The organism is Micromonospora violae, assembly GCF_004217135.1.
Lineage (GTDB): Bacteria > Actinomycetota > Actinomycetes > Mycobacteriales > Micromonosporaceae > Micromonospora > Micromonospora violae.
This window is the reverse complement of record NZ_SHKK01000001.1, coordinates 4,866,633-4,889,761: the sequence shown is the minus strand read 5'-3', so window position 1 is coordinate 4,889,761 and position 23,129 is coordinate 4,866,633. Positions and strand designations below refer to the sequence as shown.

General features: G+C 72.2%; 16 protein-coding genes and 1 pseudogene. 7 read left to right on the top strand and 10 right to left on the bottom strand.

Going from position 1 to position 23,129, the window contains the following annotated elements; all coding sequences use genetic code 11:
- The first annotated feature begins 6 nt into the window (after window positions 1-6).
- Window positions 7-1,599 carry a phosphomethylpyrimidine synthase ThiC gene (gene thiC / locus EV382_RS21750; protein WP_130404699.1) on the top strand — a complete coding sequence of 531 codons (1,593 nt, stop codon included), beginning with the start codon at window positions 7-9 and terminating at the stop codon, window positions 1,597-1,599.
- A gap of 134 nt (window positions 1,600-1,733) precedes the next feature.
- On the opposite strand, the gene EV382_RS21745 is transcribed toward thiC, so the two are convergent.
- The 4 genes from EV382_RS21745 to EV382_RS21730 form a co-directional block, all read right to left on the bottom strand.
- Window positions 1,734-4,619, bottom strand: coding sequence for a hypothetical protein (locus tag EV382_RS21745; protein WP_130404697.1), 2,886 nt, complete (start codon window positions 4,617-4,619; stop codon window positions 1,734-1,736).
- 76 nt (window positions 4,620-4,695) lie between these two features.
- Window positions 4,696-5,004 (bottom strand): cupin domain-containing protein, encoded by a 309-nt coding sequence (locus tag EV382_RS21740; protein ID WP_130404695.1) that lies wholly within the window; start codon window positions 5,002-5,004, stop codon window positions 4,696-4,698.
- Complete coding sequence (locus tag EV382_RS21735) at window positions 5,001-5,951, bottom strand: LLM class F420-dependent oxidoreductase (protein WP_130404693.1); 951 nt, start codon at window positions 5,949-5,951, stop codon at window positions 5,001-5,003. The genes EV382_RS21740 and EV382_RS21735 overlap by 4 nt, the downstream gene beginning before the upstream one ends.
- A gap of 2 nt (window positions 5,952-5,953) precedes the next feature.
- The gene (locus EV382_RS21730; RefSeq protein WP_130404691.1) at window positions 5,954-6,739 is read right to left on the bottom strand and encodes an ABC transporter ATP-binding protein; all 786 of its coding nucleotides are present in this window, start codon (window positions 6,737-6,739) and stop codon (window positions 5,954-5,956) included.
- A 268-nt stretch (window positions 6,740-7,007) separates the two neighbouring features.
- Here EV382_RS21730 and EV382_RS21725 point away from each other — a divergent pair, with 268 nt between their 5' ends.
- The gene (locus tag EV382_RS21725) at window positions 7,008-8,036 is read left to right on the top strand and encodes an ABC transporter substrate-binding protein (protein WP_130404689.1); all 1,029 of its coding nucleotides are present in this window, start codon (window positions 7,008-7,010) and stop codon (window positions 8,034-8,036) included.
- Between the two features lie 103 nt (window positions 8,037-8,139).
- Window positions 8,140-8,997, top strand: a complete 858-nt coding sequence (locus EV382_RS21720) for an ABC transporter permease (protein ID WP_130404687.1) — start codon at window positions 8,140-8,142, stop codon at window positions 8,995-8,997.
- A gap of 230 nt (window positions 8,998-9,227) precedes the next feature.
- Here the strand turns inward: EV382_RS21720 and EV382_RS21715 are convergent, their stop codons facing one another.
- Window positions 9,228-10,406 carry an ABC transporter substrate-binding protein gene (locus EV382_RS21715; RefSeq protein WP_130404685.1) on the bottom strand — a complete coding sequence of 393 codons (1,179 nt, stop codon included), beginning with the start codon at window positions 10,404-10,406 and terminating at the stop codon, window positions 9,228-9,230.
- A gap of 444 nt (window positions 10,407-10,850) precedes the next feature.
- Here EV382_RS21715 and EV382_RS21710 point away from each other — a divergent pair, with 444 nt between their 5' ends.
- The 4 genes and pseudogenes from EV382_RS21710 to EV382_RS21695 all read left to right on the top strand — a co-directional run bounded on the left by EV382_RS21710 (window position 10,851) and on the right by EV382_RS21695 (window position 15,440).
- Complete coding sequence (locus EV382_RS21710) at window positions 10,851-13,979, top strand: sensor histidine kinase (RefSeq protein ID WP_130404683.1); 3,129 nt, start codon at window positions 10,851-10,853, stop codon at window positions 13,977-13,979.
- The gene (locus EV382_RS21705) at window positions 13,976-14,383 is read left to right on the top strand and encodes a roadblock/LC7 domain-containing protein (RefSeq protein WP_030329975.1); all 408 of its coding nucleotides are present in this window, start codon (window positions 13,976-13,978) and stop codon (window positions 14,381-14,383) included. The genes EV382_RS21710 and EV382_RS21705 overlap by 4 nt, the downstream gene beginning before the upstream one ends.
- A gap of 89 nt (window positions 14,384-14,472) precedes the next feature.
- Window positions 14,473-14,835, top strand: a complete 363-nt coding sequence (locus tag EV382_RS21700; protein WP_130404681.1) for a DUF742 domain-containing protein — start codon at window positions 14,473-14,475, stop codon at window positions 14,833-14,835.
- Window positions 14,816-15,440: pseudogene (locus EV382_RS21695) on the top strand (GTP-binding protein). The gene EV382_RS21700 and the pseudogene EV382_RS21695 overlap by 20 nt, the downstream one beginning before the upstream one ends.
- Before the next feature lie 44 nt (window positions 15,441-15,484).
- On the opposite strand, the gene EV382_RS21690 reads toward EV382_RS21695, so the two are convergent.
- The 5 genes from EV382_RS21690 to EV382_RS21670 are packed head-to-tail and all read right to left on the bottom strand — an operon-like array spanning window position 15,485 to window position 23,076.
- Complete coding sequence (locus tag EV382_RS21690) at window positions 15,485-16,573, bottom strand: uroporphyrinogen-III synthase (protein ID WP_130404676.1); 1,089 nt, start codon at window positions 16,571-16,573, stop codon at window positions 15,485-15,487.
- Window positions 16,573-16,920, bottom strand: coding sequence for a nitrite reductase small subunit NirD (gene nirD / locus EV382_RS21685; RefSeq protein ID WP_130404674.1), 348 nt, complete (start codon window positions 16,918-16,920; stop codon window positions 16,573-16,575). The genes EV382_RS21690 and nirD overlap by 1 nt, the downstream gene beginning before the upstream one ends.
- Window positions 16,917-19,439: a nitrite reductase large subunit NirB gene (gene nirB, locus EV382_RS21680; protein ID WP_130404672.1), complete on the bottom strand. Its 2,523-nt coding sequence runs from the start codon at window positions 19,437-19,439 to the stop codon at window positions 16,917-16,919. The genes nirD and nirB overlap by 4 nt, the downstream gene beginning before the upstream one ends.
- A complete protein-coding gene (locus EV382_RS21675; RefSeq protein ID WP_130404670.1) occupies window positions 19,436-20,875 on the bottom strand; it encodes an FAD-dependent oxidoreductase in 1,440 nt (479 codons plus the stop codon). Before EV382_RS21675 ends, nirB begins: the two co-directional genes overlap by 4 nt.
- On the bottom strand, window positions 20,872-23,076 hold the full coding sequence (locus EV382_RS21670; RefSeq protein ID WP_130404668.1) for a molybdopterin oxidoreductase family protein: 2,205 nt from the start codon (window positions 23,074-23,076) through the stop codon (window positions 20,872-20,874). The genes EV382_RS21675 and EV382_RS21670 overlap by 4 nt, the downstream gene beginning before the upstream one ends.
- Window positions 23,077-23,129: the final 53 nt, after the last annotated feature.

The following is a 23,129-nucleotide window of genomic DNA, read 5'->3' as shown; positions in this document are numbered from 1 at the left end:
GCTGTCATGCACGCACGAGGCAAGGTGTACGTCGAGGGTTCCCGGCCGGATGTCCGGGTGCCGTTCGCGGAGGTGGGGCTGACCGGAGATTTGCCGCCGGTGCGGCTCTACGACACGTCCGGCCCCGGTTCGGACCCGGAGGTGGGGCTGCCGCCGCTGCGTGGGCCGTGGATCGCCGAGCGGGGTGACGTGGCACCGGTGCGGGGTGCGGGCACGCCGCTGGCCGGGCTGGACGGTCGCCGGCCCACCCAGCTCGCGTACGCGCGGGCCGGTGTGGTGACGCCGGAGATGGAGTTCGTGGCGATCCGGGAGAACGTCGACCCGGAACTCGTGCGGGCTGAGATCGCCGCCGGTCGGGCGGTGCTCCCGCTCAACGTGAACCACCCGGAGTGCGAGCCGGCGATCATCGGTAAGGCGTTCCTGGTCAAGGTGAACGCCAACATCGGCACCTCCGCGGTCAGCTCGTCGGTCGCGGAGGAGGTGGAGAAGCTGACCTGGGCCACCCGCTGGGGTGCGGACACCGTGATGGACCTGTCCACGGGCAAGCGGATCCACGAGACCCGTGAGGCGATCGTGCGGAACTCGCCGGTGCCGATCGGGACGGTGCCGATCTACCAGGCGTTGGAGAAGGTCGGCGGCGACCCGGTGAAGTTGAGCTGGGAGGTGTTCCGGGAGACCGTGATCGAGCAGGCCGAGCAGGGCGTGGACTACATGACGGTGCACGCCGGGGTGCTCCTGCCGTACGTGCCGCTGGCCGTGGACCGGGTGACCGGAATCGTGTCCCGAGGCGGTTCGATCATGGCGGCGTGGTGCCTGGCGCATCACGAGGAGAACTTCCTCTACACCAACTTCGAGGAGCTCTGCGCGCTGCTCGCGCGCTACGACGTGACGTTCTCCCTCGGCGACGGGCTGCGCCCCGGTTCGATCGCCGACGCCAACGACGAGGCGCAGTTCGCCGAGCTGCGCACGCTTGGTGAGCTGACGAAGATCGCCTGGGCGCACGACGTCCAGGTGATGATCGAAGGGCCTGGCCACGTGCCGATGCACAAGATCAAGGAGAACGTGGACCTGCAGCAGGAGTGGTGCCACGAGGCGCCGTTCTACACGCTCGGTCCGCTGACCACCGACATCGCACCCGCGTACGACCACATCACCTCGGCGATCGGCGCCGCGATGATCGGCATGTTCGGCACGGCGATGCTCTGCTACGTCACGCCGAAGGAGCACCTCGGCCTGCCGGACCGGGACGACGTGAAGGCGGGCGTCATCGCGTACAAGATCGCGGCGCACGCGGCGGACCTGGCCAAGGGACACCCCGGCGCGCAGGCCTGGGACGACGCCCTGTCGAAGGCGCGGTTCGAGTTCCGTTGGGAGGACCAGTTCAACCTCTCGCTGGACCCGGAGACGGCGCGCTCGTACCACGACGCGACCCTGCCGGCCGAGCCGGCGAAGACCGCGCACTTCTGCTCGATGTGCGGCCCGAAGTTCTGCTCCATGAAGATCACCCAAGAGCTCAAGGAGTACGCGGCGCGCGGCATGAAGGACAAGTCGGAGGAGTTCGTCTCCGGCGGCGGACGGGTCTATCTGCCGCTCGCCTGACCGCGCGGGTGACCCTGCGGCGATCGACTCGGGTTCATTGAAGTCGGGGTGTCCGGGCGGGCGGTTCAGCCCGGTTTCCGTGAACCCGAGTCGATCAGCCGGTCGGTGTCTGCGGGCGGCGTGCGGCGGCCGGGTCAGTCGCGGTGGTGGCGACCGGTGGAACGCAACGACCGTCGGCCGTTCTCCCGCTCGGGCTCGTTGTCCGACACCGGCTTGCTCAGGCCGGCGACCCAGTCGACGAACTCCTCGTCCTGGGTCGCCAGCGGCTCCGCGTCGTCTGACGTCTTCGGGCTCTCCTCGTCGGCGCGGGAACGGTTGCGGCGGAACAGCCCGCCGAGCCGCCCGCGCCGGGAGGGCTGCTCCGCCACCTTCGGCGGCGTCGATATGACCTCGGTAGCCGCCACCTCACCGGTGCCGCTGTCGCTGGCGGTGCTGTCGCTGGTGGTGCTGGCGGCGGCGGGCGCGCCCATCGTGCCGGGAGAGCCCGGCGAGCCCGGGGGCTCGGCCGCAGGGGTGGTCGGGCTGGCTTCGGCCGCCGTGGAGCTGTCCTGCGATCGCGTCGACCGGGCGCGCCGAGACGTGTCGAAGGCGTTCCAGGTGCCGGCCTGGCTCAGGTCCGGCAACGAGGGACGATGCCGGGGCCGGGGCGTCGACCCGCTCGGCTCGCCCGAACCGCTCGACCCCTCCGATGCCGTCGGCCCCGGCTCGGCGGCGTGCGGTGGCACAGCCCACGTCGAGGTGACCGGCCACGCCGACGGCGCGGGCGTCCACAGGTCCGCGTCCGAGTCGCCGGCGGCGCTGACCCCGAACAACCCGGCGGTGGGCACGCCCTCGACGGCAGAACGTGCGCTGTCGGTGCCACCAGCCCCGGCCGTTGCGGAATCGCTGGTCGAGGAGGTCGCGCCGGTCGGCGCTGCGCTGCTGTCCAGGCCAGCCTTCGGAACGTCCGGGCCAGCCTTGGGAACGTGCGGGGCAGCAGCGGCCTCCGCGCCGGAATGGCCGGTCGAGGTGGGTAGCGCCGGCGTCCGCTTCGCGCCAGTCGTGGTGGCCGGCGCTGGAGTCACGCCGGTCGGTGCCTCGGTGGTTTCGGCGGGTGTGCTCGGGGACTCCGGGTCGGCCGGCACCTGCGTCGCCTCGCTTGCGGCGGTCGCCGGTGCTCGCTTCGCGGCGGTGCCGGCTGCTGCCGTACCCGAGGCGACCTCGGTCGTCGGGCCGGACCGCTTGCCCCGGCCGGGTGCCGGGGCGTCGGTGGCCGCGTCGGGGCCGGTGCTGCTGCCGGCGGACCTGGCCGACCGGCTGCCCTTCCTTGCGGGGCCGGTGGGCGTCTCGTCAGTGGTGGCCGCTGATTCGGTGGCCCCCGCGTCGGTGGTTGCCGAACCGGCAGGGGAAGTGTCGTCAGCCGGCTCGGAGGCGGTGGCGTCCGGATTGGCTTTCGACTTACGGGTCCGGCGCGGCCTGATCGTCCGCGGAGCTTCGGGCGTAGCGTGGCCGGCCGCCTCCGTGCCGGTCGCGCCGGCCGCCTCCGTGCCGCTGGTGCCGTTGTCCGCACCGCCGCCCGTGCCGCTGTCCGTGCTGGTCGGGGCGGCGGTGGTCCCGGCCGTACGGCCGGTGTCGGAGCTGGTCGCGTCCGAGCTGGTCGTGCCGGTCGCCGTGCTGCCGATCGGCTCGTCGACCGCTCGGTCATCCGTCGCGGCTGCGGCGTCGACGCGACCGGCCGCGGCGCTGGTCGGGGTGGCGTCGGTGCGGTCGCTGACGTCGGCGCGGTGGCTGACGTCAGCGCTGGTTGAGGGCTCGGTCGTGGCCGGGACATCATCTCGGCGCGCCGAGGACGTCTGCCCGGCGGCGGTGAACTCACCGGTCGGCGCGGTCAGCCAGGCCGCGGGCTGGGCCGGGGCGGCGGGAGTCGGACCGTGCTGGCCACTCGCGGTGGTCTCCGGCCAGTCCCAGTGGGCCGGGACGGTGCGTACGCCATCGGGCTCGCCAACTGCCCGCGGACCCGCCACGACGCCGCCACGCTGCGCGCCGGTGGACAGTGCGGCGTTGGCCGACTCGGAGTCGGTGCGCTCGGCGGTGTCCCGGTCGTCCCCCGACGCGGCGCTGGGCAGCGCCGGGCCGGCGGGCAGCGGCCGCAGAATGGCGGTGGGCTCGATCGTCTGCGGATCGGCGGCACGGGTGACCGGCCAGCGCAGCAGCGCGGCGGCGGCCGCGCCGAGCGCCCCGGCGAGGATCGCGATCAACGCGCCGTAGTAGGGGGTGGCCTGGTATCGGTCCACCGCGTCGCCCGGACCGGCGGTCAGGTAGGCGAACGCCACCAGCACCGGACCGGCCACCCCGGTGGCCCCACTGACCAGTGGTGGCTGGCCCCGCCAGCGAGCCAGCCCGGCAGTTGCCGCGCCGGCCAGCAGCGCCACGGTCGGGAGTAGGAGCAGCGCCAACCGTTGGGCGGCGGCGTCGTCGAGCCAGCTCGGCTCCAGGACGCCGAGCCGGACGGTCGGCAGTGGGCCGGCCGTGCCGAGCGACGGCAGGACGGAGATCAGCGCCAGCAGCCAGACCGCGCCGGCCACGGCGGCCATGTTCCAGCCCAGTTCGGGCCGGAGCAGGACGGCGATCGCCGCGCCCGCCCCGATCACCGCACCGACCACGGCGCAGATGCCCACCGCCCAGACCGGGTCAACGGAGATCAGCTCCGCGGCGCGGGCGGGTTGCATGCAGAGCGGGGCGATGACGGTGGCGCCGAGCGCCGCCGCGCCACCGACCGCCAACTGCCGGCTGGTGCTGGCCGCCGGGGCGTCGCGGTGAGCGAGGCGTCCGGTCAGGACGGCGCCGGCGACGGCGGCGTTCGCGGCGAACCAGCCCACCCAGACGAGTTGGGCCGGCCACTGGTTGACGGTCGTGCCGGTGAATGCGCCGGTCAGGCGGACGATGCCGAAACCGTACGCGACGCCGAGCTGGCCGGCTCCGGCCAGCACGCTCACCCCGAGCGCCGTGAGCAGCAGTCTGCCCCAGGTCCGAAAGGCCATGTCCGGCACGTTACGCACCTGGTACACCCGATAGCCACCGGCGCGCCGCACGGCGCGCCGGTGGCTATCGGCGGGCCTACTTGAGCTCGACCAGCCGGGCCAGGTAAGTCGTATCCCCGACATTGGTGAGCATGTGCACCGCGCCCGGGTCCCGGTAGACCACTCCGCCGGTGGGCTCGTCGGCGTCGATCCGGGTCCCGTCGACGGTCTGTATGACGTTCTTGGCCCCCTCGACCGCCACCACCAGGTAGGGGTGGTCGTGCCGGTGCAGCGGTTGCCCCTCGCCGGGCTCGAGGCGGATGTGCCAGACACGGACCCGGTCGTTCTCGTACACGATCTCCTGACCCACCGGTCCGAGTTCGGTTCCGTCGATCACGTTGGTCATCGTGCTCCGTCCAGTTGGGGCAGCACCTCGGCGGCGATCAGCTCAAGGTGGTCGAGATCATCGAAGTCGATCAGGCGGAGGTGCACCCGGGTGGTGCCGATCGCGGCGAACTCACCGAGGCGCTGCACGAGCTGCGCGGGGGAGCCGACCACCGGGTCCTCCGGTGGCAGGGCGCTCTTCACGTGCAGGGGGGCGGCCCGACGCTGGGCCTCCGCGTCGGTCCGGCCGATGGCGACGACGATCCCGGCGGAGAGCACCAACGGCTCGCGCCCGGACTCCGTGCGGCCCGCGCGCTCACACGCCTCGCGCACCCGGTCGTACGCCTCGGCGGTGGCGGCCACGGACTTGAACGGCATGTTGAACTCGCTGGCGTACCGGGCGGCCAGTTCGGGTGTGCGCTTGGGGCCGCGCCCGCCCACGATGATCGGCGGCCCGGGCACCTGCACCGGCTTGGGCAGGGCGGGGGCGTCGACCAGTTGGTAGTGGTCGCCGGTGAAGCTGTAGGTCTGCCCGGGTGGGGTCGCCCACAACCCGGTGATCACCTCAAGCTGCTCGGCCAGCCGGTCGAAGCGCTCGCCGACCGCCGGGAACGGGATGCCGTACGAGGTGTGCTCGCGCTCGTACCAGCCGGCACCGATGCCCAGGTCGACCCGGCCGCCACTCATCTGGTCGACCTGCGCGACCATCACCGCGAGGGGGCCGGGCAGGCGGAACGTGGCCGACGTCACCAGGGTGCCGAGCCGGATCCGTTCGGTCTCCCGGGCCAGCGCGGCGAGGGTCAGCCAGGCGTCCGTCGGGCCGGGCAGGCCCTGGTCGGCGCCCATCGACTGGTAGTGGTCAGCGCGGAGGAAGCCCTCGTAGCCGCAGGCCTCGACCAGCCGGGCGAACCGGAGCTGCGTGTCGTAGCTGGCGCCGCGGTTCGGCTCGGTGAAGACCGACACCCGCATGGTCAGTGTCCTTCCGGGCCGGTGGGTACCGGCTGCTCGCGTTCCATCAGCAGTTCGTGCAGGTCCGCACTGACCTGGGCGACGTCGGCCAGGTGGGCGTTGCGGCCCAGGGTGCGGGGCCGGGGGATGGTCACGTCGACGACCTTGCGGATGCGGCCCGGGCGGGGGCTCAGCACGACCACCCGGTCGGCGAGCAGCACCGCCTCGTCGATCGAGTGGGTGACGAAGACGATGGTCGGCTTGTTCTCCATGTGCACCCGCTGGAGTTCGCCGGACAGTTCCTCGCGGGTGAGCGCGTCCAGCGCGGAGAACGGCTCGTCCATCAGCATCACGCGGGGCTCGCCGATCAACGACCGGCACAGTGATACCCGCTGCTGCATGCCGCCGGAGAGCTCGTGCGGCAGCCGCTTCTCGAAGCCGGCCAAGCCGGCCACGTCGAGCAGTTGCCGGGCCCGCTCCCGGTGCTTGGCGCGGCTCCAGCCGAAGATCTCCACCGGGAGCAGGACGTTGTCCAGCACGGTGCGCCAGGGCAGCAGCGCCGGCTTCTGGAACAGCATGGCGATGTCCTGGCGCGGGCGGGTGATCGGCGTGCCGTCGACGGTGATCTCACCGGCGGTCAGCGGGAGCAGCCCGGCGATCAGCCGCAGCAGGGTGGACTTGCCGCAGCCGGAGCGGCCGAGCACGGCCACGAACTCGCCCTCGGCGACGTCGAGGTCGATGCCGCGCAGCGCTTCCACCCGGCCGGACCGGCCCTCGAAGGTGCGGGACACCCCGGACAGTCGGATCATCTCCGGCGCACCTCCGCTGAGTCGACGGTCAGGAATCCGACAAAGGCTAGCTGGCCCGTCGAGGTATGACACCGCCTGGGGTCGTCGTCAGGTTGTTTCCGTTCCGCAACCCGATGCACCTGGCGTCACAACTGTGGGTTTCTCGTACGCTGTGCCCGCGAAGAGTCCCCTCACGACGGCGGCGTCCGGCTTCCGCCCCTCCCGCCGGCCCGTCAATAACCCCCTCCGGTGGCCTGCCGGCCCCGGTCGGAAAGGACATGGTGCACTGATGAGAAGGTTGACCCGTACGGTCGCTACGGCCGCGCTGGCCACCGCCCTCGCCCTTGTCTCCGCCTGCAGCAGCGGGTCGGATTCGGCCGACGCCAAGGGCGGCGACAGCAAGACGCTGGAGAAGGTGACCTACCTCACCTCGTTCGGCAACTTCGGCCGTGACTCCTACGCCTGGGTGGCGAAGGACAAGGGCTTCTTCAAGGAAGCCGGCTTCGACGTCGAGATCAAGGCCGGCCAGGGCACCGGTGGCGTCATCCAGACCGTCGTCGGCGGCCAGGCCGACTTCGGCCCGATCGACCTCACCGGCGGTCTGCTCCAGCTCGGCAACGGCCAGGCGAAGGACTTCACCGCGGTCGCCGCGATCCAGCAGCGCACCATGGCGGCCATCGCCACCGTCGAGGGCAAGAACATCAGCTCGCCGAAGGACCTGGAGGGCAAGAAGCTCGCCGACACCCCCGGGTCCGTGGTCCGCAACCTCTTCCCGACGTACGCCCGGCTCGCCGGCGTGGACGTGAACAAGGTGACCTGGGTCAACGGTGAGGCGCAGAACCTGATCGGCACCCTGGCCGCCGGTTCGGTGGACGGCATCGGTCAGTTCGTCGTCGGTCAGCCCACCATCGAGGGCGTGGCCAAGAAGAAGGCTGTCATGCTGCCGTACAGCAACGTGATGCAGGACCTCTACGGCAACGTGCTGATCACCTCCTCGAAGATCGCCAAGGAGAAGCCCGAGATGGTGAAGCGGTTCACCGCGGCGCTGCTCAAGGGCCTCGAGTACAGCCTGGCGAACTCCAAGGAGGCCGCCGAGATCCTGAAGAAGAACGTCGACGCCACCAACCCGGTCTCCGCCGCCGCCGAGCTGGACCTGATGGCCGCGTACGTCCGCTCCGGCAACACCGGCACCGCGATCGGCACCCTGGACAGCGGTCGGGTCGCCAAGAGCATCGCCATCCTGCAGGGCGCCGGCGCGCTGAAGCAGAACATCACCCCCGAGCAGATCATCGACTTCAGCCTCGCGCCGAAGGCCTGATCGTCCGGTCGTCATCAGGGGGTACGTCCCGCCGCACCCGGTGGGGCGTACCCCCGTCGCCCGTCGGCCCCCGGCGGGCCGTGGGATTTCGAGGAGGACAGAGATGACCGACGTCCGGTCAGCGGACCCGGCGGTGGCGGAGCCTTCGCCCCCGAGTGCCAGCCCCGACGCGGGGCGCACGGGTCGAGGTGCCGGTCTCCGGGCCGGGGCCGATACGGTGCTGCCCGCGGTCGGCCTCCTGGTCGCGTTGGCGGTGTGGTGGTTGACCGCCCGGCTGGAGCTGATCCACCCCGCAGCTCTGCCCCCACCCGGCGAGGTGCTCACCGCGTTCGTCGACAAGCCGGCCCAGTTGCTGGAGCACACCTGGGACACCATGCTGGAGATCCTGACCGGGTTCGCCCTCTCGGTGGCCGCCGGTGTCCTGATCGGACTCTCCCTGGCCAGCTCCCGCACGGTCGAGCGGATGTTCACGCCGTTGCTGGTCGCGGTGAACGCGGTGCCGAAGATCACGTTGGGCCCGCTGCTGGTGGTGGCGCTCGGCTGGGGTCAGAAGCCGATCCTGACCATGGTCTTCCTGCTCTGCTTCTTCCCGATCGTGCTCTCCACCGCGACCGGGCTGACCACCACGCCGGCTGACCTGGCCGAACTGGTGCGTTCCTGGAACGCCTCCCGTTGGCAGGCGTTCCGGAAGGTGCGTTTCCCGGCCGCCCTGCCGCAGATCTTCGTCGGGCTCAAGGTGGGCATGCCGCTGGCCGCGATCGGCGCGGTGATCGGTGAGTTCCAGGCCGGCGAGAGCGGCCTCGGTTACGTCATCACGCAGTACGCCGGCATCGGCGACACCGCCACCGCCTGGGCGGCGATCATGCTGGTGGCGCTGGTGAGCATCCTGCTCTACTCGGCGCTCGTGCTGATCGAGCGGATCGCCCTGCCGTGGGTGAGAGAAACCACCAGCAGTCGCTGAAGGCAGACCACCAGCAGGCCAAGATCAACCCCAGGAAACGCAAAGGGCCGGCCCCCCCGATAGGAGGCCGGCCCTTGTGCGTCGAAGCCGCAGGCGAGCTGGGTGTGGCCGACCGTGCCCGGCGGAGGGATCAAGCCTGACCGCCCGGAGCCGGGCACGGTCGGCCACACCCCCCACCCGGCACCCCGACAAACCCGCCGGACCAGCGAGCCACACGAGGCCCAGAGCCGTTACCCCGCCAACCGCCAGCGACCATTGCGGGCGACCAGCGTGGTGAGCGCCTGCGGCATCAGACCGCTGTGGTTGTCCGGCGTGATGCGGATCGGGCCGGACAGGCCGTCCATCTGGGACGTCTCCAGCACGTCCCGAAGGCCGTCGCGGTTGACCTTTCCGGCCTCGCCACCGGCGCGCAGTTCGGCGTCGGCGATCAGCTGGACGGCGTCCGCCGCGAAGGACGAGGACCCGTTGTAGCCACCGAAGCGGGCCGTGTAGTCCTGGAACCACTGCCGCCGCGCCGCCTTGGCCGGCGTGGTCGCGATAACGTCATCGATCACCATCGTCTGCGTGAAGATCAGCGTGGCCTTCTCGGTCGCCTTGGCCGCCGAGCCGAGGAAGAGTTCCCCGGCGGCCCCCGCGTCGAAGTAGATCGACCCCCGGAAGGTGGTCTGCTGGGCGCTGGTGGCGGCCAGCGTGGCCTGCTCCGGCGGGGTCCAGAAGACCATCGCGTCGGGCTTGCCCGACGCTAGCTGCTGCACCTGCTGGCTGACATCGGTGTCGGTGGTCTTGACCCGCTGCTGGCGGAGCGAGATGTCGGCCTTGTCCAGCTCGCTCTTGAGCGCGCTCGTGCCCTCCCGGCCGTAGTCGTCGTCGCTGACCAGCATCCCCACCTTGCGGATGTTGTTGCGGCGCAGTTCGGTGGTGAGTGCCGCGGCGCTGTCCGCGGCGTTGGGGCCCAGCTTGAACACGTAGCGCCGTTCGGCGACCGGGCTGGCGATCGAGCCGGAAGCGGCGAGCGCAATGGTGGGAATCCGCTTCTCGTTGATGGTCCCCACAGCACCGAGCGCGCATTCGTTGCAGCCGCCCATGATGATGGCGCTGACCCGAGAATCGCTGCTGAAGTCGGCGATGTTGCGAAGCGACTCGGCGGCGTCGGAACGGTTGTCCTTGACCAACAGATCGATCTTCCGGCCGTTCAGCGCTCCGGAGGAGTTCAACTGCTCGACCTTGAGTTTCAGGGCCCGCTGGTATGTCTGACCGACCAGGGCCGAGGCCCCGGAGAGTTCGAGATCGGCGGCGATCACGATCGGACTCGTGTCCTTCTCCGCTCCGCCGAACTGGCAGCCGGTGAGCGTGGTGGCCACTACGGCCGATGCGAGCGCCGCGATGGTCGCGGAGCGGATGGGGCTCAACTCAGTCCTCCAGGTGCGGGCGCGGGCGCTGCCCGGTCACCGCCGCTAATCCGTCCTCAGTGGAGGACGGGATCTCCTCTGCCGTACGGTGTGCGCGAAGCCTGCAAAACCTTGCCAATGGCCGGCGCTGTGGTCAAGCGCGGACCCCGGCTGCATTTTCGGGACGGCCATCCCACATGCTGGGGTAACGCAATGTTTGCAAAAGCTCACTTTGCACACACGCGTGACCACTCTGGAGTTACATGCCCTGATCAGGGGCTTGCGGAAATGAAGGTATCAGTTGACCGGAACACGGGATGCGCTCCGTCCGACCGTTTCCTACCTCACTGCGGCTTCCCAAACAGGATCTTCTCTGATGAAATCGCGGCCGTGCCGCGCGTGGTCCCCTCCGCTTACGGCATGGCTCGGCGGCTCAGGCGGGGAAGAAACGACGGAGGCGATGTCGTGAGCACCGGACCGACGAACCTGCCCGCGCTCGGCGACAGCGGTCGGCGTACGCGCCAACGGATGCCGAGACTGCGTGACGCTCGGATCCGGTCGAAGTTGGCGCTGATTCTGGTCGTCCCGGTGGCGGCGGTGATCGCGCTGGCCACGGTCCGGCTGATCTCCGTCGGCGAGGGTGCCTTCGACGCCACCCGGGCCCGGTCGCTGACGGCCCTCTCCATCGACGTCAGCGCCCTCACCCAGGACCTCCACGCCGAACGGATGGCCGCGGCCGCGTACCTGGCCAGCCCGCAGCAGTCCGCCGACGCGTACAACCTGCGGGTCCGCCAGACGCAGCAGCGGGTGGACGAGTACCGCGCTGAGCGGGGCCGGATCGGCGAGGTGCCGGCCGCCCTGCGGACCCGGCTGGTCGCCATCGACGACCACCTGGCCACCCTGGACGGCACCCGACAGGAGGTGCTGGACCGCCGGCAGATGGCGGTCGCCGAAGCGGTGCTCCGCTACGGGGTCATCCTCACCGACCTGGTCTCGTACGGCGACGGCCTGGCCCAGCTGCCCGGCGACGAGAGCCTGGCGGACAGCCGCCGCGCGGTCTCCGCCTTCGCCCGCGCCAAGGCCGCCGTCGCCGAGGAAGAGGCCGTCGCCTTCACCGCGCTGATCGCCGGCCAGCTCGACTCGGAGCAGTTCTCCTCGTTCGTGGCAACGTTGACCGGTCAGCAGGAGGCCCTGGTCGCGTTCTCGCTCGCCGCCGATCCGGTGCAGCGCGCCCTCGTCGACAGCACCGTCTCCGGCGACGCGGTCGGCCTGTCCGACCGGGTGGCCAACGACATCACCCGCTCGGTCGGGCAGCGCCCGCTGGTCAGCGCGCAGGACGCCACCGCGGCCATCGGCGCCGTGAACGACCTGATGCGCTGGGCTGAGATCCAACTACAGGACCGACTGCTCCAGCAGGCCGACCAGGCGCGCTCGGACGTCATCCGGCAGGCTGCGATCGAGTCGATCCTGGTGCTGCTGACCCTGATCATCGCGGTGACGCTGGCCGTGGTGCTGGCCCGCTCGCTCAACCACTCGCTGCGCCGGCTGCGCGAGGGCGCTCTCTCGGTGGCCAACCACGACCTGCCCGACGCGGTGCAGCGACTGCAGAACATGGGCAGCGTGGGTGACGGCGGCGTGGACGAGATCGTCCGACAGGTCCGGGACCCCATCCAGCTCAACACCCGCGACGAGGTCGGTCAGGTGGCGCTGGCCTTCAACGTCGTACACCGGGAGGCGGTGCGGGTCGCCGCCGAGCAGGCGGCGCTACGTACCAGCGTCTCGGCGATGTTCCTCAACCTGGCCCGCCGCAGTCAGACCCTGGTCGACCGGATGATCGGCGAGCTGGACGCGATCGAGCGCGGCGAGGAGGACCCGAAGCGGCTCGCGCAGCTCTTCGAACTGGACCACCTCGCCACCCGAATGCGCCGCAACGACGAGAACCTGCTGGTCCTGGCCGGCGCCGACTCCGCCGTACCGCGTCGCGACGACGCGCTGGTGGTGGACGTGCTGCGCGCCGCCCAGTCCGAGGTGGAGCTGTACAACCGCATCGAGTTCGGCACTGTCGACACCGACATCTCGGTGGCCGCGCACGCGGTCAACGACGTGGTGCGCCTCGTCGCCGAGCTCCTCGACAACGCCACGCGGTTCTCTCCGCCGAACACCACGGTGGTCGCCGACGGTCGCCGGATCCGCGACTACGTCCTGATCCAGATCGAGGACCGCGGGCTCGGCCTCACCGACGAGCAGCTCGACTCGCTCAACCGGCGACTGGCCGCCCCGCCGAGCGTCGACGTCGCCGCGTTCCGGCTGATGGGTCTGGCCGTGGTGAGTCGGCTCGCCTCCCGCTACGGCATCCGGGTGGAGTTGCGCCGCAACGTCGAGGGCGGCACCGTCGCCCAGGTGACGCTGCCCGCCGCCACCGTGGTGCTGCCCACCAACCGTGGCCGCGAGCAGGCGCTCACCCGGCCGCGTCAGCCGATGGCCGTGGAGCAGACGCCGCTCACGCCGGTCGGTCACGCCGAGCAGTTCGCCGGTGCCGCCACGTCGGCGGCGACGCTGCCCGACCAGTGGCGGACCAGCACGCCGGCACCCGCCCCGTGGCAGTCGCCGCTGGACTCGCGCGACACCACCCCCGCCGTGCAGGCGGGTGGTTACACCGGGCCGCGCTCGACCATGCCACCCGCACCCGCACCCGCACCCGCGGCCCCGGCCCCGGCTGCCCCGCTCCCGCCGGCGCAGCCGACCTACAACAGTGCGGCGGGCGCCTCACTGGGCAGCCCGACCGTGGCCTACCCGACCGTCGACCCGCTACCTCGGCGTGGTTCCGCCACTGATGGCGCCGATGCGCTCGGCGTCCAGGGCCTCCCGGTCGGGCCGGTCGCCGGCCCGGGCGCGGTGGCACCGCCGGCCGCACCGTCGGTGCCCGCCGTCCCGGTCAGCACCCGGCCCGACTTCCCCGCCGAGGCGCCGATCTTCCGGGAGATGGAGGCGGTCTGGTTCCGGTCGCACGGTGACGACGCCACCGCGATCTTCACCCGGCCCAACTTCGACGAACCGCCAGCGCCCGCCGCCGCCGACGCCGGGCTGCGCCCCGGCAACGGCGGCCGGCCGAGCGCCGCGTCCGTGCCGGCCGCACCGCCGGCCCGACCGAAACTGCCGACCCGCACCCCGGGCAACGCCAACACCGACGGTACGACCACCGCGCGCGCCGGGGACCTCGGCGGCAGCACCGACGGGTACGGCGCGGCGCCGTCGGCACCGCCGTCGTACTCCCCACCCCCGGCCGCCCGGCCGGCTCCGGCCGCACCCGCCGCCGACCCGAATGCCTGGCGTACGGCGGCGGACGAGGGTTGGTCCCGGGCCAGCAGGGCTGCCGAACCGGCCCCCGCCGGGACCACCCGTTCCGGACTGCCCAAGCGGGTGCCGCAGGCACAACTCGTGCCCGGTGGCATCGAACCGAAGAGCGGCCGGGACCGCAGCCGGCGGACCCCGGATGAAGTACGTGGTCTGCTGTCGGCCTACCACCGTGGCGTGCAGCGCGGTCGGACGGCCGGAACGGACCTGAACAGCACCTCGACCAAGGAGAGCCGATGAACAGGCCAGCTGCCATGCAGGACATGGGTTGGCTGCTCACCAACTTCGCCGACAGCGTGGCCGGTATCGCCCACGTGGTGGCGGTGTCCGCCGACGGGCTGTTGCTTGCGTCCTCCCGGGATCTGCCGGCGGACCGGGCGGACCAGCTCGCCGCGATCACCTCCGGGGTGGTGAGCCTGACCGAGGGCGCGGCCCGGATGTTCAGCGCGGGCGGGGTGTTGCAGACAGTCATCGAGATGGACAGCGGGTACCTCTTCCTGATGTCGATCAGCGACGGTTCCTCGATGGCCGTGCTGGCCGCGCGCAGCTGCGACGTGGGCCAGGTGGGCTACGAGATGGCGCTGCTGGTCGAGCGGGTGGGTGCCGCGCTGGTGCCGCTGCCGCGCGACGCGGTGCGCTCGTAGCACCGGAGGGCGGCGCTCGCACCGAGCGCCGGACCAGGGACGCGAGTCGGCACCGGCCGGCTCGGTAGGGGACGAGGAGGTGATCGGGGATGGACCAACGACGTGACCCGCGTGGCGCGCTGGTACGTCCGTACGCGGTCACCCGTGGCCGTACTGAACCCCGGCAGGACATCGCCCTTGAGGCCGTCCTCACCGCCTCGCCCACCCAGGTCGCCGAGTCCCGCTTCGCCGGGCATGACAAGCACCGCATCGCCACGGTCTGTGAGGGCCGAGCGCAATCGCTGGCGGAGATCGCCGCGTACACCCGGATGCCGCTGGGCGTCGCCCGGGTGTTGGTCGCCGACATGGTGGCCGAGAGCCTGCTGACGTTACACACTGCTGCTCCCGCCGAGGGGTTCGAGGAGCGGATGGAACTGCTTGGAAGGGTGCTAAGTGGACTTCGCAGGCTATGACCCCGCAGGGGGGGCGGCCGAACCGGGGAATCGTCTCCGCGAAGATCGTCGTCGCGGGCGGCTTCGGCGTTGGCAAGACGACACTGGTCGGGGCGATCTCCGAGATCACACCGCTGACCACCGAGGCGTTGATGACCGCGGCGGGCGTCGGCATCGACGATCCGTCCAAGGTGCCGGGCAAGGAGACCACCACGGTCGCCATGGACTTCGGCCGAATCACCATGGCCCAGGACCTGATCCTGTACCTCTTCGGTACCCCCGGTCAGACCCGGTTCTGGTTCATGTGGGACGAGATCATCCGCGGTGCGGTGGGTGCCGCCGTGCTGGTGGACACGCGCCGGATCACCGACGCGTTCGCCCCGCTGGACTACTTCGAGAACCGCAACCTGCCGTACGTGGTGGCGCTGAACAAGTTCGACGGCGCTCCCCAGTACGAGGCGGAGGAGGTCCGCGAGGCGCTGGCCATCTCGCCGCAGGTGCCGCTGGTGATGACCGACGCCCGGCAGCGGGACTCGGTCAAGCAGGTGCTGGTGACGGTGGTCGAGCACGCCATGCTCCGGCTCCAGTCCGAGCACGGGCGGGGCTTCCCCACGCCGGTCGGCTGAACCGTCGCGTCACGGCCGGCGCGTGACGCCCGGCCGTGACGCGTTCAGTCGACCCGCAGCCGGTAGCCGCGCTTCACCACGGTCTGCACCACGCGGGGCGCGCGCAACCCGGCCCGGAGCCGGGCGACGGCCATCTCCACGGCGTGCTCATCCGCGCCCCGAGGCAGCGTCCGCAGCAACGCGGTGCGGGACAGCACCCGACCCGGGGACTGGGCCAGCGCCCGTAGCACCGCCATCGGCGCGGGCGCGAGGGGCCGCAGCTCACCGTCGATCACCGCGGCGTGCCCGCGCAGGGTGAGCAGGTGCCCACCGGCCTTGAACGTCACGGTCCGGCGGGGCAGTTCGTCGACGATGGTCCGCACCAGCGCGCCCAACCGGGCCCGACCGGGCGCGCTCACCGGCACCCCGCGTCGCAGCAGCGGTTCGGCGGTCACCGCGCCGACACAGCTGGCCAGCACATCACTGCGCAACGCGGACAGCACCGCTTCGCTGCGGTCCCCGGCGGCCCGCAGCAACGCCTCGGCCGCCGGCGCCGACGTGAACGTCACCGCGTCCACCAGCCGGCCGGCGATCAGGTCGATCAACCGGTGCAGCGGTGCCGGGTCGGTCGGCGGTGCCCAGCGGTAGACCGGCACCTCGATGACCGTGGCGCCCGCCGCCTCCAGCGCGAGCGTGCAGTCGGGCTGCCGCTCCCCGTGCAGCTGCATGGCGATCACCTGCCCGGCCACGCCGCGCCGGCGCAGGTGATCGACCACCTCGTCGCAGCTCTCCGAGGCGGGCGACCACTGGTCGTGCAGTCCGGCCGCCCGGATCGCGCCGCGTGCCTTCGGACCCCGCGCCACCACGTACGAGCCGGCCAGCACGGAGCGCAGCGGCTCGGCCAGCCCCCAGCCCTCAGCCGCCTCCAGCCAGCCGCGCATGCCGATGCCGGTGTTGGCCATCAGGATGTCCGGCGGCTGGTCGAGGCAGGCGCGGGTCGCCTCGCGCAGCTCGGTGTCGTCGGAGAGCGGCACGATCCGCAACGCCGGGGCGAGCACCACCCGGGCACCCCGTCGTTCGAGCAGCGCGGCCAACTCGTCGCGCCGCCGGTCGGCGGTCACCCCGATGGTGAAGCCCGCCAGTTCTTCGCGCATCAACCCTCCTGTCGCAGCCGCACCTCGACCAGCCCGTTGCGGCACCGCGCGTCGTGGCGGGCCACCGCCACCCCGGGCAGGTCGAGGCAGTGCCCGCTGCGCAGGTCGTACACCTGCTTGTGCAGCGGTGAGGCGACCGTCGGCACCCCACCCCGGCTGCCGACGATGCCGCGCGACAGCACGTACGCCCCGGAGACCGGGTCGCGGTTGTCGATCGCGAACAGCCCGTCGGCGGTCCGGAACAGGGCTATCTGGACGCCGTCGACCAGGGCGGCGACACCCCGGTCCGGTTCCAACCGGTCGAGACGGCAGACAGTGGTCCAGGTCAGCGTCAGGGTCTGGGTCATCGCCGTACCTCCGGTAGGCCGAGAGTGACGGGTTGCGGACGGTGACCGCCGGGCGGACCGTCAGCGCGTACGGGAACGGGTTGGCCGCGTTCCCGGGTGAAGGTGATCGACGGGTCCGGCACGTCAGGGGCGTTGACGAAGGACGTGTAGCGGCGCAACCGGTCCGGGTCGTCCAGGACGTCGCGCCACTCGTCGGAGTACGACGACACGTGCCGGGCCATCGCCGCGTCGAGGTCCGCGCAGAGCCCGAGCGAGTCGTCCACGATCACCGAGCGCAGGTGATCCAGGCCGCCGTCCATCGCCTCGATCCAGCCGGCGGTGCGTTGCAGCCGGTCGGCGGTGCGGATGTAATAAATTAAAAATCTATCGATTAGTCGAATCAGGGTTTCTGTTGACAAATCAGTGGCGAACAGGTCGGCGTGCCGGGGCCGGAAGCCCCCGTTGCCGCCGACGTAGAGGTTCCAGCCGGTCTCGGTGGCGATGATGCCGAAGTCCTTGCTGCGCGCCTCCGCGCATTCCCGAGCGCAACCGGAGACCGCCGACTTGAGCTTGTGCGGTGCCCGCAGCCCGCGATACCGCAGCTCCAGCGCGACGGCCAGCCCCACCGAGTCCTGCACCCCGTACCGGCACCACGTCTCGCCCACGCACGACTTCACCGTGCGCAGCGCCTTGCCGTACGCGTGACCGGATTCGAAGCCGGCGTCCACCAGCCGCCGCCAGATCTGCGGCAGCTGCTCCACCCGTGCCCCGAACAGGTCGATCCGCTGCCCGCCGGTGATCTTCGTGTAGAGCTGGAAGTCCCGGGCCACCTCACCGATCACGATCAGCTTCTCCGGGGTGATCTCGCCGCCCGGTATCCGGGGCACCACCGAGTAGCTGCCGTCGCGTTGCAGGTTGGCCAGGAAGTGGTCATTGGTGTCCTGCAACGACGCCTGTTCGCCGTCGAGCACGTGCCCGCTGCCCAGCGAGGCGAGGATGGACGCCACCACCGGCTTGCAGATGTCGCAGCCACGGCCCTGACCGTGTTCGGCGACCAGCCGGGAGAAGGTGCGGATGCCGCGTACCCGGACGATCTCGAACAGCTCCCGCCGGCTGACGTCGAAGTGTTCGCAGAGCGCGCTGGACTGGGCCACCCCGGCCGCGTCCAGGAGCTGCTTCAGCATCGGCACGCAGGAGCCGCAGCTGGTGCCGGCCCGGGTGCACGCCTTCAACGCCGCCACATCCGCGCAGCCGTCGGCGATGGCGGCATCCACATCACCCCGGGTCACCGCATTGCACGAGCAGACCTGCGCGGTGGCGGGCAACGCCCCAGCGTCCGCGCCGCCACCGTCGGGAGCGAGTAGTGCCAGCGGTGCCGCCGGCAGCGGGCCGCCCACGCTGGCGCGCAGCGTCGGGTACGCGCTGGCGTCACCGACCAGCACCCCGCCGAGCAGGGTGTGCGCGTCGTCGGAGAGGACCAGCTTCGCGTAGACCCGGGTGGCGGGGTCGGTGAACGTGACGTCCAGGCAGCCCTCGGTCGCGCCGTGGGCGTCGCCGAACGAGGCCACGTCGACGCCGAGCAGCTTGAGTTTGGTGGCGGTGTCCGCGCCCGGGAAGGTCGCCGCGCCACCGACCAGCCGGTCGGCCACCACCTCGGCTGTCGCGTACCCCGGCGCGACCAGACCGTGACAGGTGCCGTCGACCGCCGCGCACTCGCCGACAGCCCAGATCCGCTCGTCGGCGGTACGGCACGTCGCGTCGACCAGCACCCCGCCGCGTGGACCCAGCGGCAGATCGGCATCCCGGGCCAACTGGTCGCGGGGCCGGATGCCGGCGGCCACCACCACCAGGTCGGCGTCGATGGCGGTGCCGTCGGAGAGTTCCAGGGCGTCCACGGCGCCGTCCGGGCCCGAACGGATCGCGGTGGTCGCCACCCCGAGATGGGTGCGTACGCCCAGATCGTCGACGTAGCGGCGAAGCATCGCGCCGCCGGCCTGGTCCACCTGCACCGGCATCAACCGGGGGGCGAACTCGACCACGTCGGTGCTCAGCCCCAGCAGTCGCAGGGCGTTCGCGGCCTCCAGACCGAGCAGCCCGCCACCGATCACCGCGCCGGCCCGCCGACCCTGGGCGTACGCCCGGATCGCGGCCAGGTCGTCCAGCGTCCGGTAGACGAAAACCCCGGGCAGCTCCGCGCCGGCCACCGGCGGCACGAACGGGTACGACCCGGTGGCCAGCACCAGCGCGTCGTAGCGGTACTCGCCGACGGCGGTGGTCACCACCTGACGGTCCCGGTCGATGGCCGTGGCCGGCTCACCGAGTCGCAGCCGCACCCCGTCGTGCGGTGTGTACAGGTTGAGTTCGCTCTCACTCACCCCGTCGAAGTACGCCGACAGCCGCACCCGGTCGTACGCCGGACGTCCCTCCTCAGCCAGCACGGTCACCCGCCAGCTGCCCTGTGGGTCACGGGCGTGCAGCGCGTCCACGAAACGCTGCCCGACCATGCCGTTGCCGATGACGATCAGGTCGCCGCCGCTCATCGCGTCACCTCCACCGATTCCGCCTGGCTCAGCCAGTCGACGATGCCGCTCACCGCGTCCCGGCATCCGCCGCATCCGGTGCCGGCCCGGGTCGCGGCCACCACCGCATCGACCGTCCGGGCCCCGGAACGCCAGTTTCTGACCAGTGCGCCCTTGCTCACCGTGTTGCACTGGCAGACCGTGGCCGCGTCCGGCATCAACGCCGGTGAGGCGGCCGGGGTCGCGCCGACCGCGCCGAGTGCCCGGCCCAGCAGCAGCGCCCGCCGGTCACTCGGCACCGGCTGACCACGGTCGAAGAGTTGGATCACCGTGCCGACCGCCGGGTTGTCGCCGAGCAGGATCGCGCCGATCAGCCGCTCGTCCCGGATCCGCAACCGGGCGTACGTGCCGCGGGCCGGGTCGGCGAAGGTCAGCTCCTCGCCAGGCCCGCCACCGGCCGCGTCCCCCATCGAGGCCAGGTCGATCCCGGCGGCCTTCAGCCGGGTCACCACCGGTCGGGGCCGGTACCGGGCCAGTGGGTCCGTACCGGTCAGCACGTCGGCGAGCACCTTGGCCTGGGCCCAGGCGGGCGCGACCAGCCCGGTGAGCACACCGTCGTGCTCCGCGCAGTCGCCGATCGCCGAGATGGACCGGTCGTTGGTGCGCAGCCGGTCGTCCACCACCACGCCGCGGCGCACCGTCAGACCGGCGGCCTGCGCGAGGGCGGTGTCCGGGCGTACGCCGCAGGAGAGCACCAGCAGGTCGGCCCGGATCGATCGGCCGTCGGCCAGGTCGAGGCGGACGCCGTTGGCGTCGGCGGCCACGCCGGTCGCCGACACCCCCAGCTCGACGGTGATGCCGAAACCGGTGAGCGTGCCCGCGAGCACCGCGCTGGCCGCCGGGTCGAGTTGCCGTTCCATCAGGTGTTCGCTCGGGTGCACGACGGTGGTGGCCAACCCGCGCGCGGCCAGCCCCCGGGCGGCTTCCAGGCCGAGCAGCCCGCCGCCGAGCACCAGGGCGCTTCGCGCGCCCTCCGCGGTGGCGAGGATCCGCCGGCAGTCGTCCAGGGTCCGGAAGGGAACCACCCGCTCCGGCAGCGCCGCCGGGTCGAGGCCGGGCAGCGGTGGCACCACCGCGCGGGCACCGGTGGCCAGCACCAGGTGGTCGTAGCCGATGCGTTCGCCGTCGTCCGTGCGGACCTCCCGCGCGGACCGGTCGATGGCGGTCACCGGTACGCCGCTGCGCAGGTCGACGCCGTGCCCGGCGGCCTCGGTCAGCTCCACGTCGGGCTCGTCGATCCGGCCGGCCAGCAGGGTGGAGAGCATGATCCGGTTGTACGCGCGGTGCGGCTCGGCCCCGAGCACGGTGACCTTCCGGTCGCCCTCGCGGGCATGCAGTTCGCCCGCGAGGCGAGCGCCCGCCATCCCGTTGCCGACGATGACCACCCGGGCCGTCATGCCTTCTCCACCCGGACCGCGCAGATCTTGAATTCGGGCATCCCGGAGATCGGGTCCACCGCGTCGTTGGTCACCGAGTTGGCGCGACCGGCCCCCGCGTAGTGGAACGGGGCGAACACGGTGTCCGGTCGGATCCCGGCGCTGAGCCGGGCCGGGGCGCTGAACTCACCTCGGCGTGAGGTGACCCGTACCGGGTCGCCGTCGTCGATGCCCAGCCGGGTGGCCAGGTCGGGGTGCAGTTCGACGAACGCCTCCGGGGCGGCGCGCCGCAGCGCGGCCACCCGCCGGGTCTGGGTGCCCGACTGGTACTGGGCCAGCACCCGACCGGTGGTGAAATGCAGCGGGTACGTGGCGCACACCTCCTCGGCGGCGGGCCGATGGTCGACGGCGTGGAACCGGGCGCGGCCGTCCGGGGTGGCGAACCGGTCGGCGAAGAGTCGCGGAGTGTCCGGCCCGTCCTCGGTCGGGCAGGGCCAGTAGACCCCGTCGTTGGCGTCGATCCGGTCCCAGCTGATGCCGGCGTAGTCGGCGGCCCCACCAGCGGACGCGCGGCGCAGCTCGGCGAACACGGCAGCCGGGGCGGCCGGGAACCGGGCCGCCGCGACGGCCTCCGGTCGCGTGCCGGCTGGTCCGGTGCTGGTTGGTTCGGTGCCGGGCGGTCGCGCGGCGGGTGGTTGGGTGGCGGGCGTCTCGGCGGTCGCCAGCCGCGCCGCCAGGTCGGCGATGATGGCGAGGTCGGTCCGGACGCCCGGCGGGGGCGGCCGTAGCGCGCGCCGACGCAGCACCCGACCTTCCAGGTTGGTCATGGTGCCGTCCTCCTCGGCCCACTGCGCGGTGGGCAGCACCACGTCCGCCAGCGCGGCCGTCTCGGACAGCAGGAGGTCGGCGACGACCAGCAGGTCGAGGTCGCGCAGCCGGCCCTCGATCCGGGCCGCCCGGGGTGCCGAGACCACCGGGTTCGACCCGAACACCAGCAGCGCGCGCGGACCGCCCGGGGTGCCGAGCGAGTCGAGCAGTTGGTAGGCGGGCACTCCCGGGCCGGGCAGCTCGTCGGCCGGCACACCCCAGACCCCGGCGACGTGTTCCCGGGCCGCCGGGTCGTCGATCCGCCGGTAGCCGGGGAGTTGGTCGGCCTTCTGCCCGTGTTCCCGGCCGCCCTGGCCGTTGCCCTGGCCGGTGAGGCAGCCGTACCCCGAGCCGTCCCGACCGGGCAGGCCGAGGGCGAGGGCGAGGTTGACGTACCCGGTGACCGTGTCCACCCCCTTGGCGTGCTGCTCGGCACCGCGCGCGGTCAGGATGATCACGCGACCGCCGGTGCCCAGCGCGCGGGCGGTCGCCTCCAGGTCGGCCACCGGCACCCCGGAGAGTTGTTCGGCACGGGCCGGCCACCAGGCGGCGACGCCACGGCGGACCGCGTCGAATCCGCTGGTGCGGTCGGCCACATAGGCCCGGTCGACCCACCCCTCGGTGAGGGCGATGTGCAGCAGCGCGTTCGCTACCGCGAGGTCGGTGCCGGGCAGCGGTTGCAGGTGCAGGTCGGCCTGGCGGGCGGTGGCGGTGACCCGGGGGTCGACGACGATCAGTTGGCCGCCGTTGCGGCGCTGCTCGGTGAGCCAGCGCACCAGCGGCGGCATGGTCTCCGCCGGGTTCGCCCCCACCAGCAGCAGGGTGTCGGCCCGGCCCAGGTCGGCGAGGGGGAACGGCAGCCCGCGGTCGATGCCGAAGGCGCGCATCCCGGCGGCCGCCGCCGAGGACATGCAGAACCGTCCGTTGTAGTCGATGTGCCGGGTGCGCAGCCCGATCCGGGCGAACTTCCCCAGCGCGTACGCCTTCTCGTTGGTCAGGCCGCCACCGCCGAAGACGGCGACCGCGTCCCGGCCGGCGTCGTCCTGAACTGCGCGGATGCCGGCGACCACCCTCTCGAGCGCGGTGTCCCAACTCGCCGGGAGCAGTGCGCCGGTGGCCGGGTCGCGCACCAGCGGGGTGGTCAGTCGCTCCGGGTGGTCGAGCAGTTCGGCGGCGGTCCACCCCTTCTGGCAGAGCCCGCCCCGGTTGGTGGGGAACTGGCGCGGGAGGACCGTCACCCCTGCGTCGTCCTCGCGCAGCGTCATCCCGCACTGCAGTGCGCAGTACGGGCAGTGCGTCGCCACTTCTCGGGGCGTCAGCCCCGGTGGAGTTGCCGACCGTGCACCGTCTGTCATGTCGGGAAAGCGTGCCGCCGGGCGGTTTCCGGTCCGGGTCCCTTCTGTTTCGG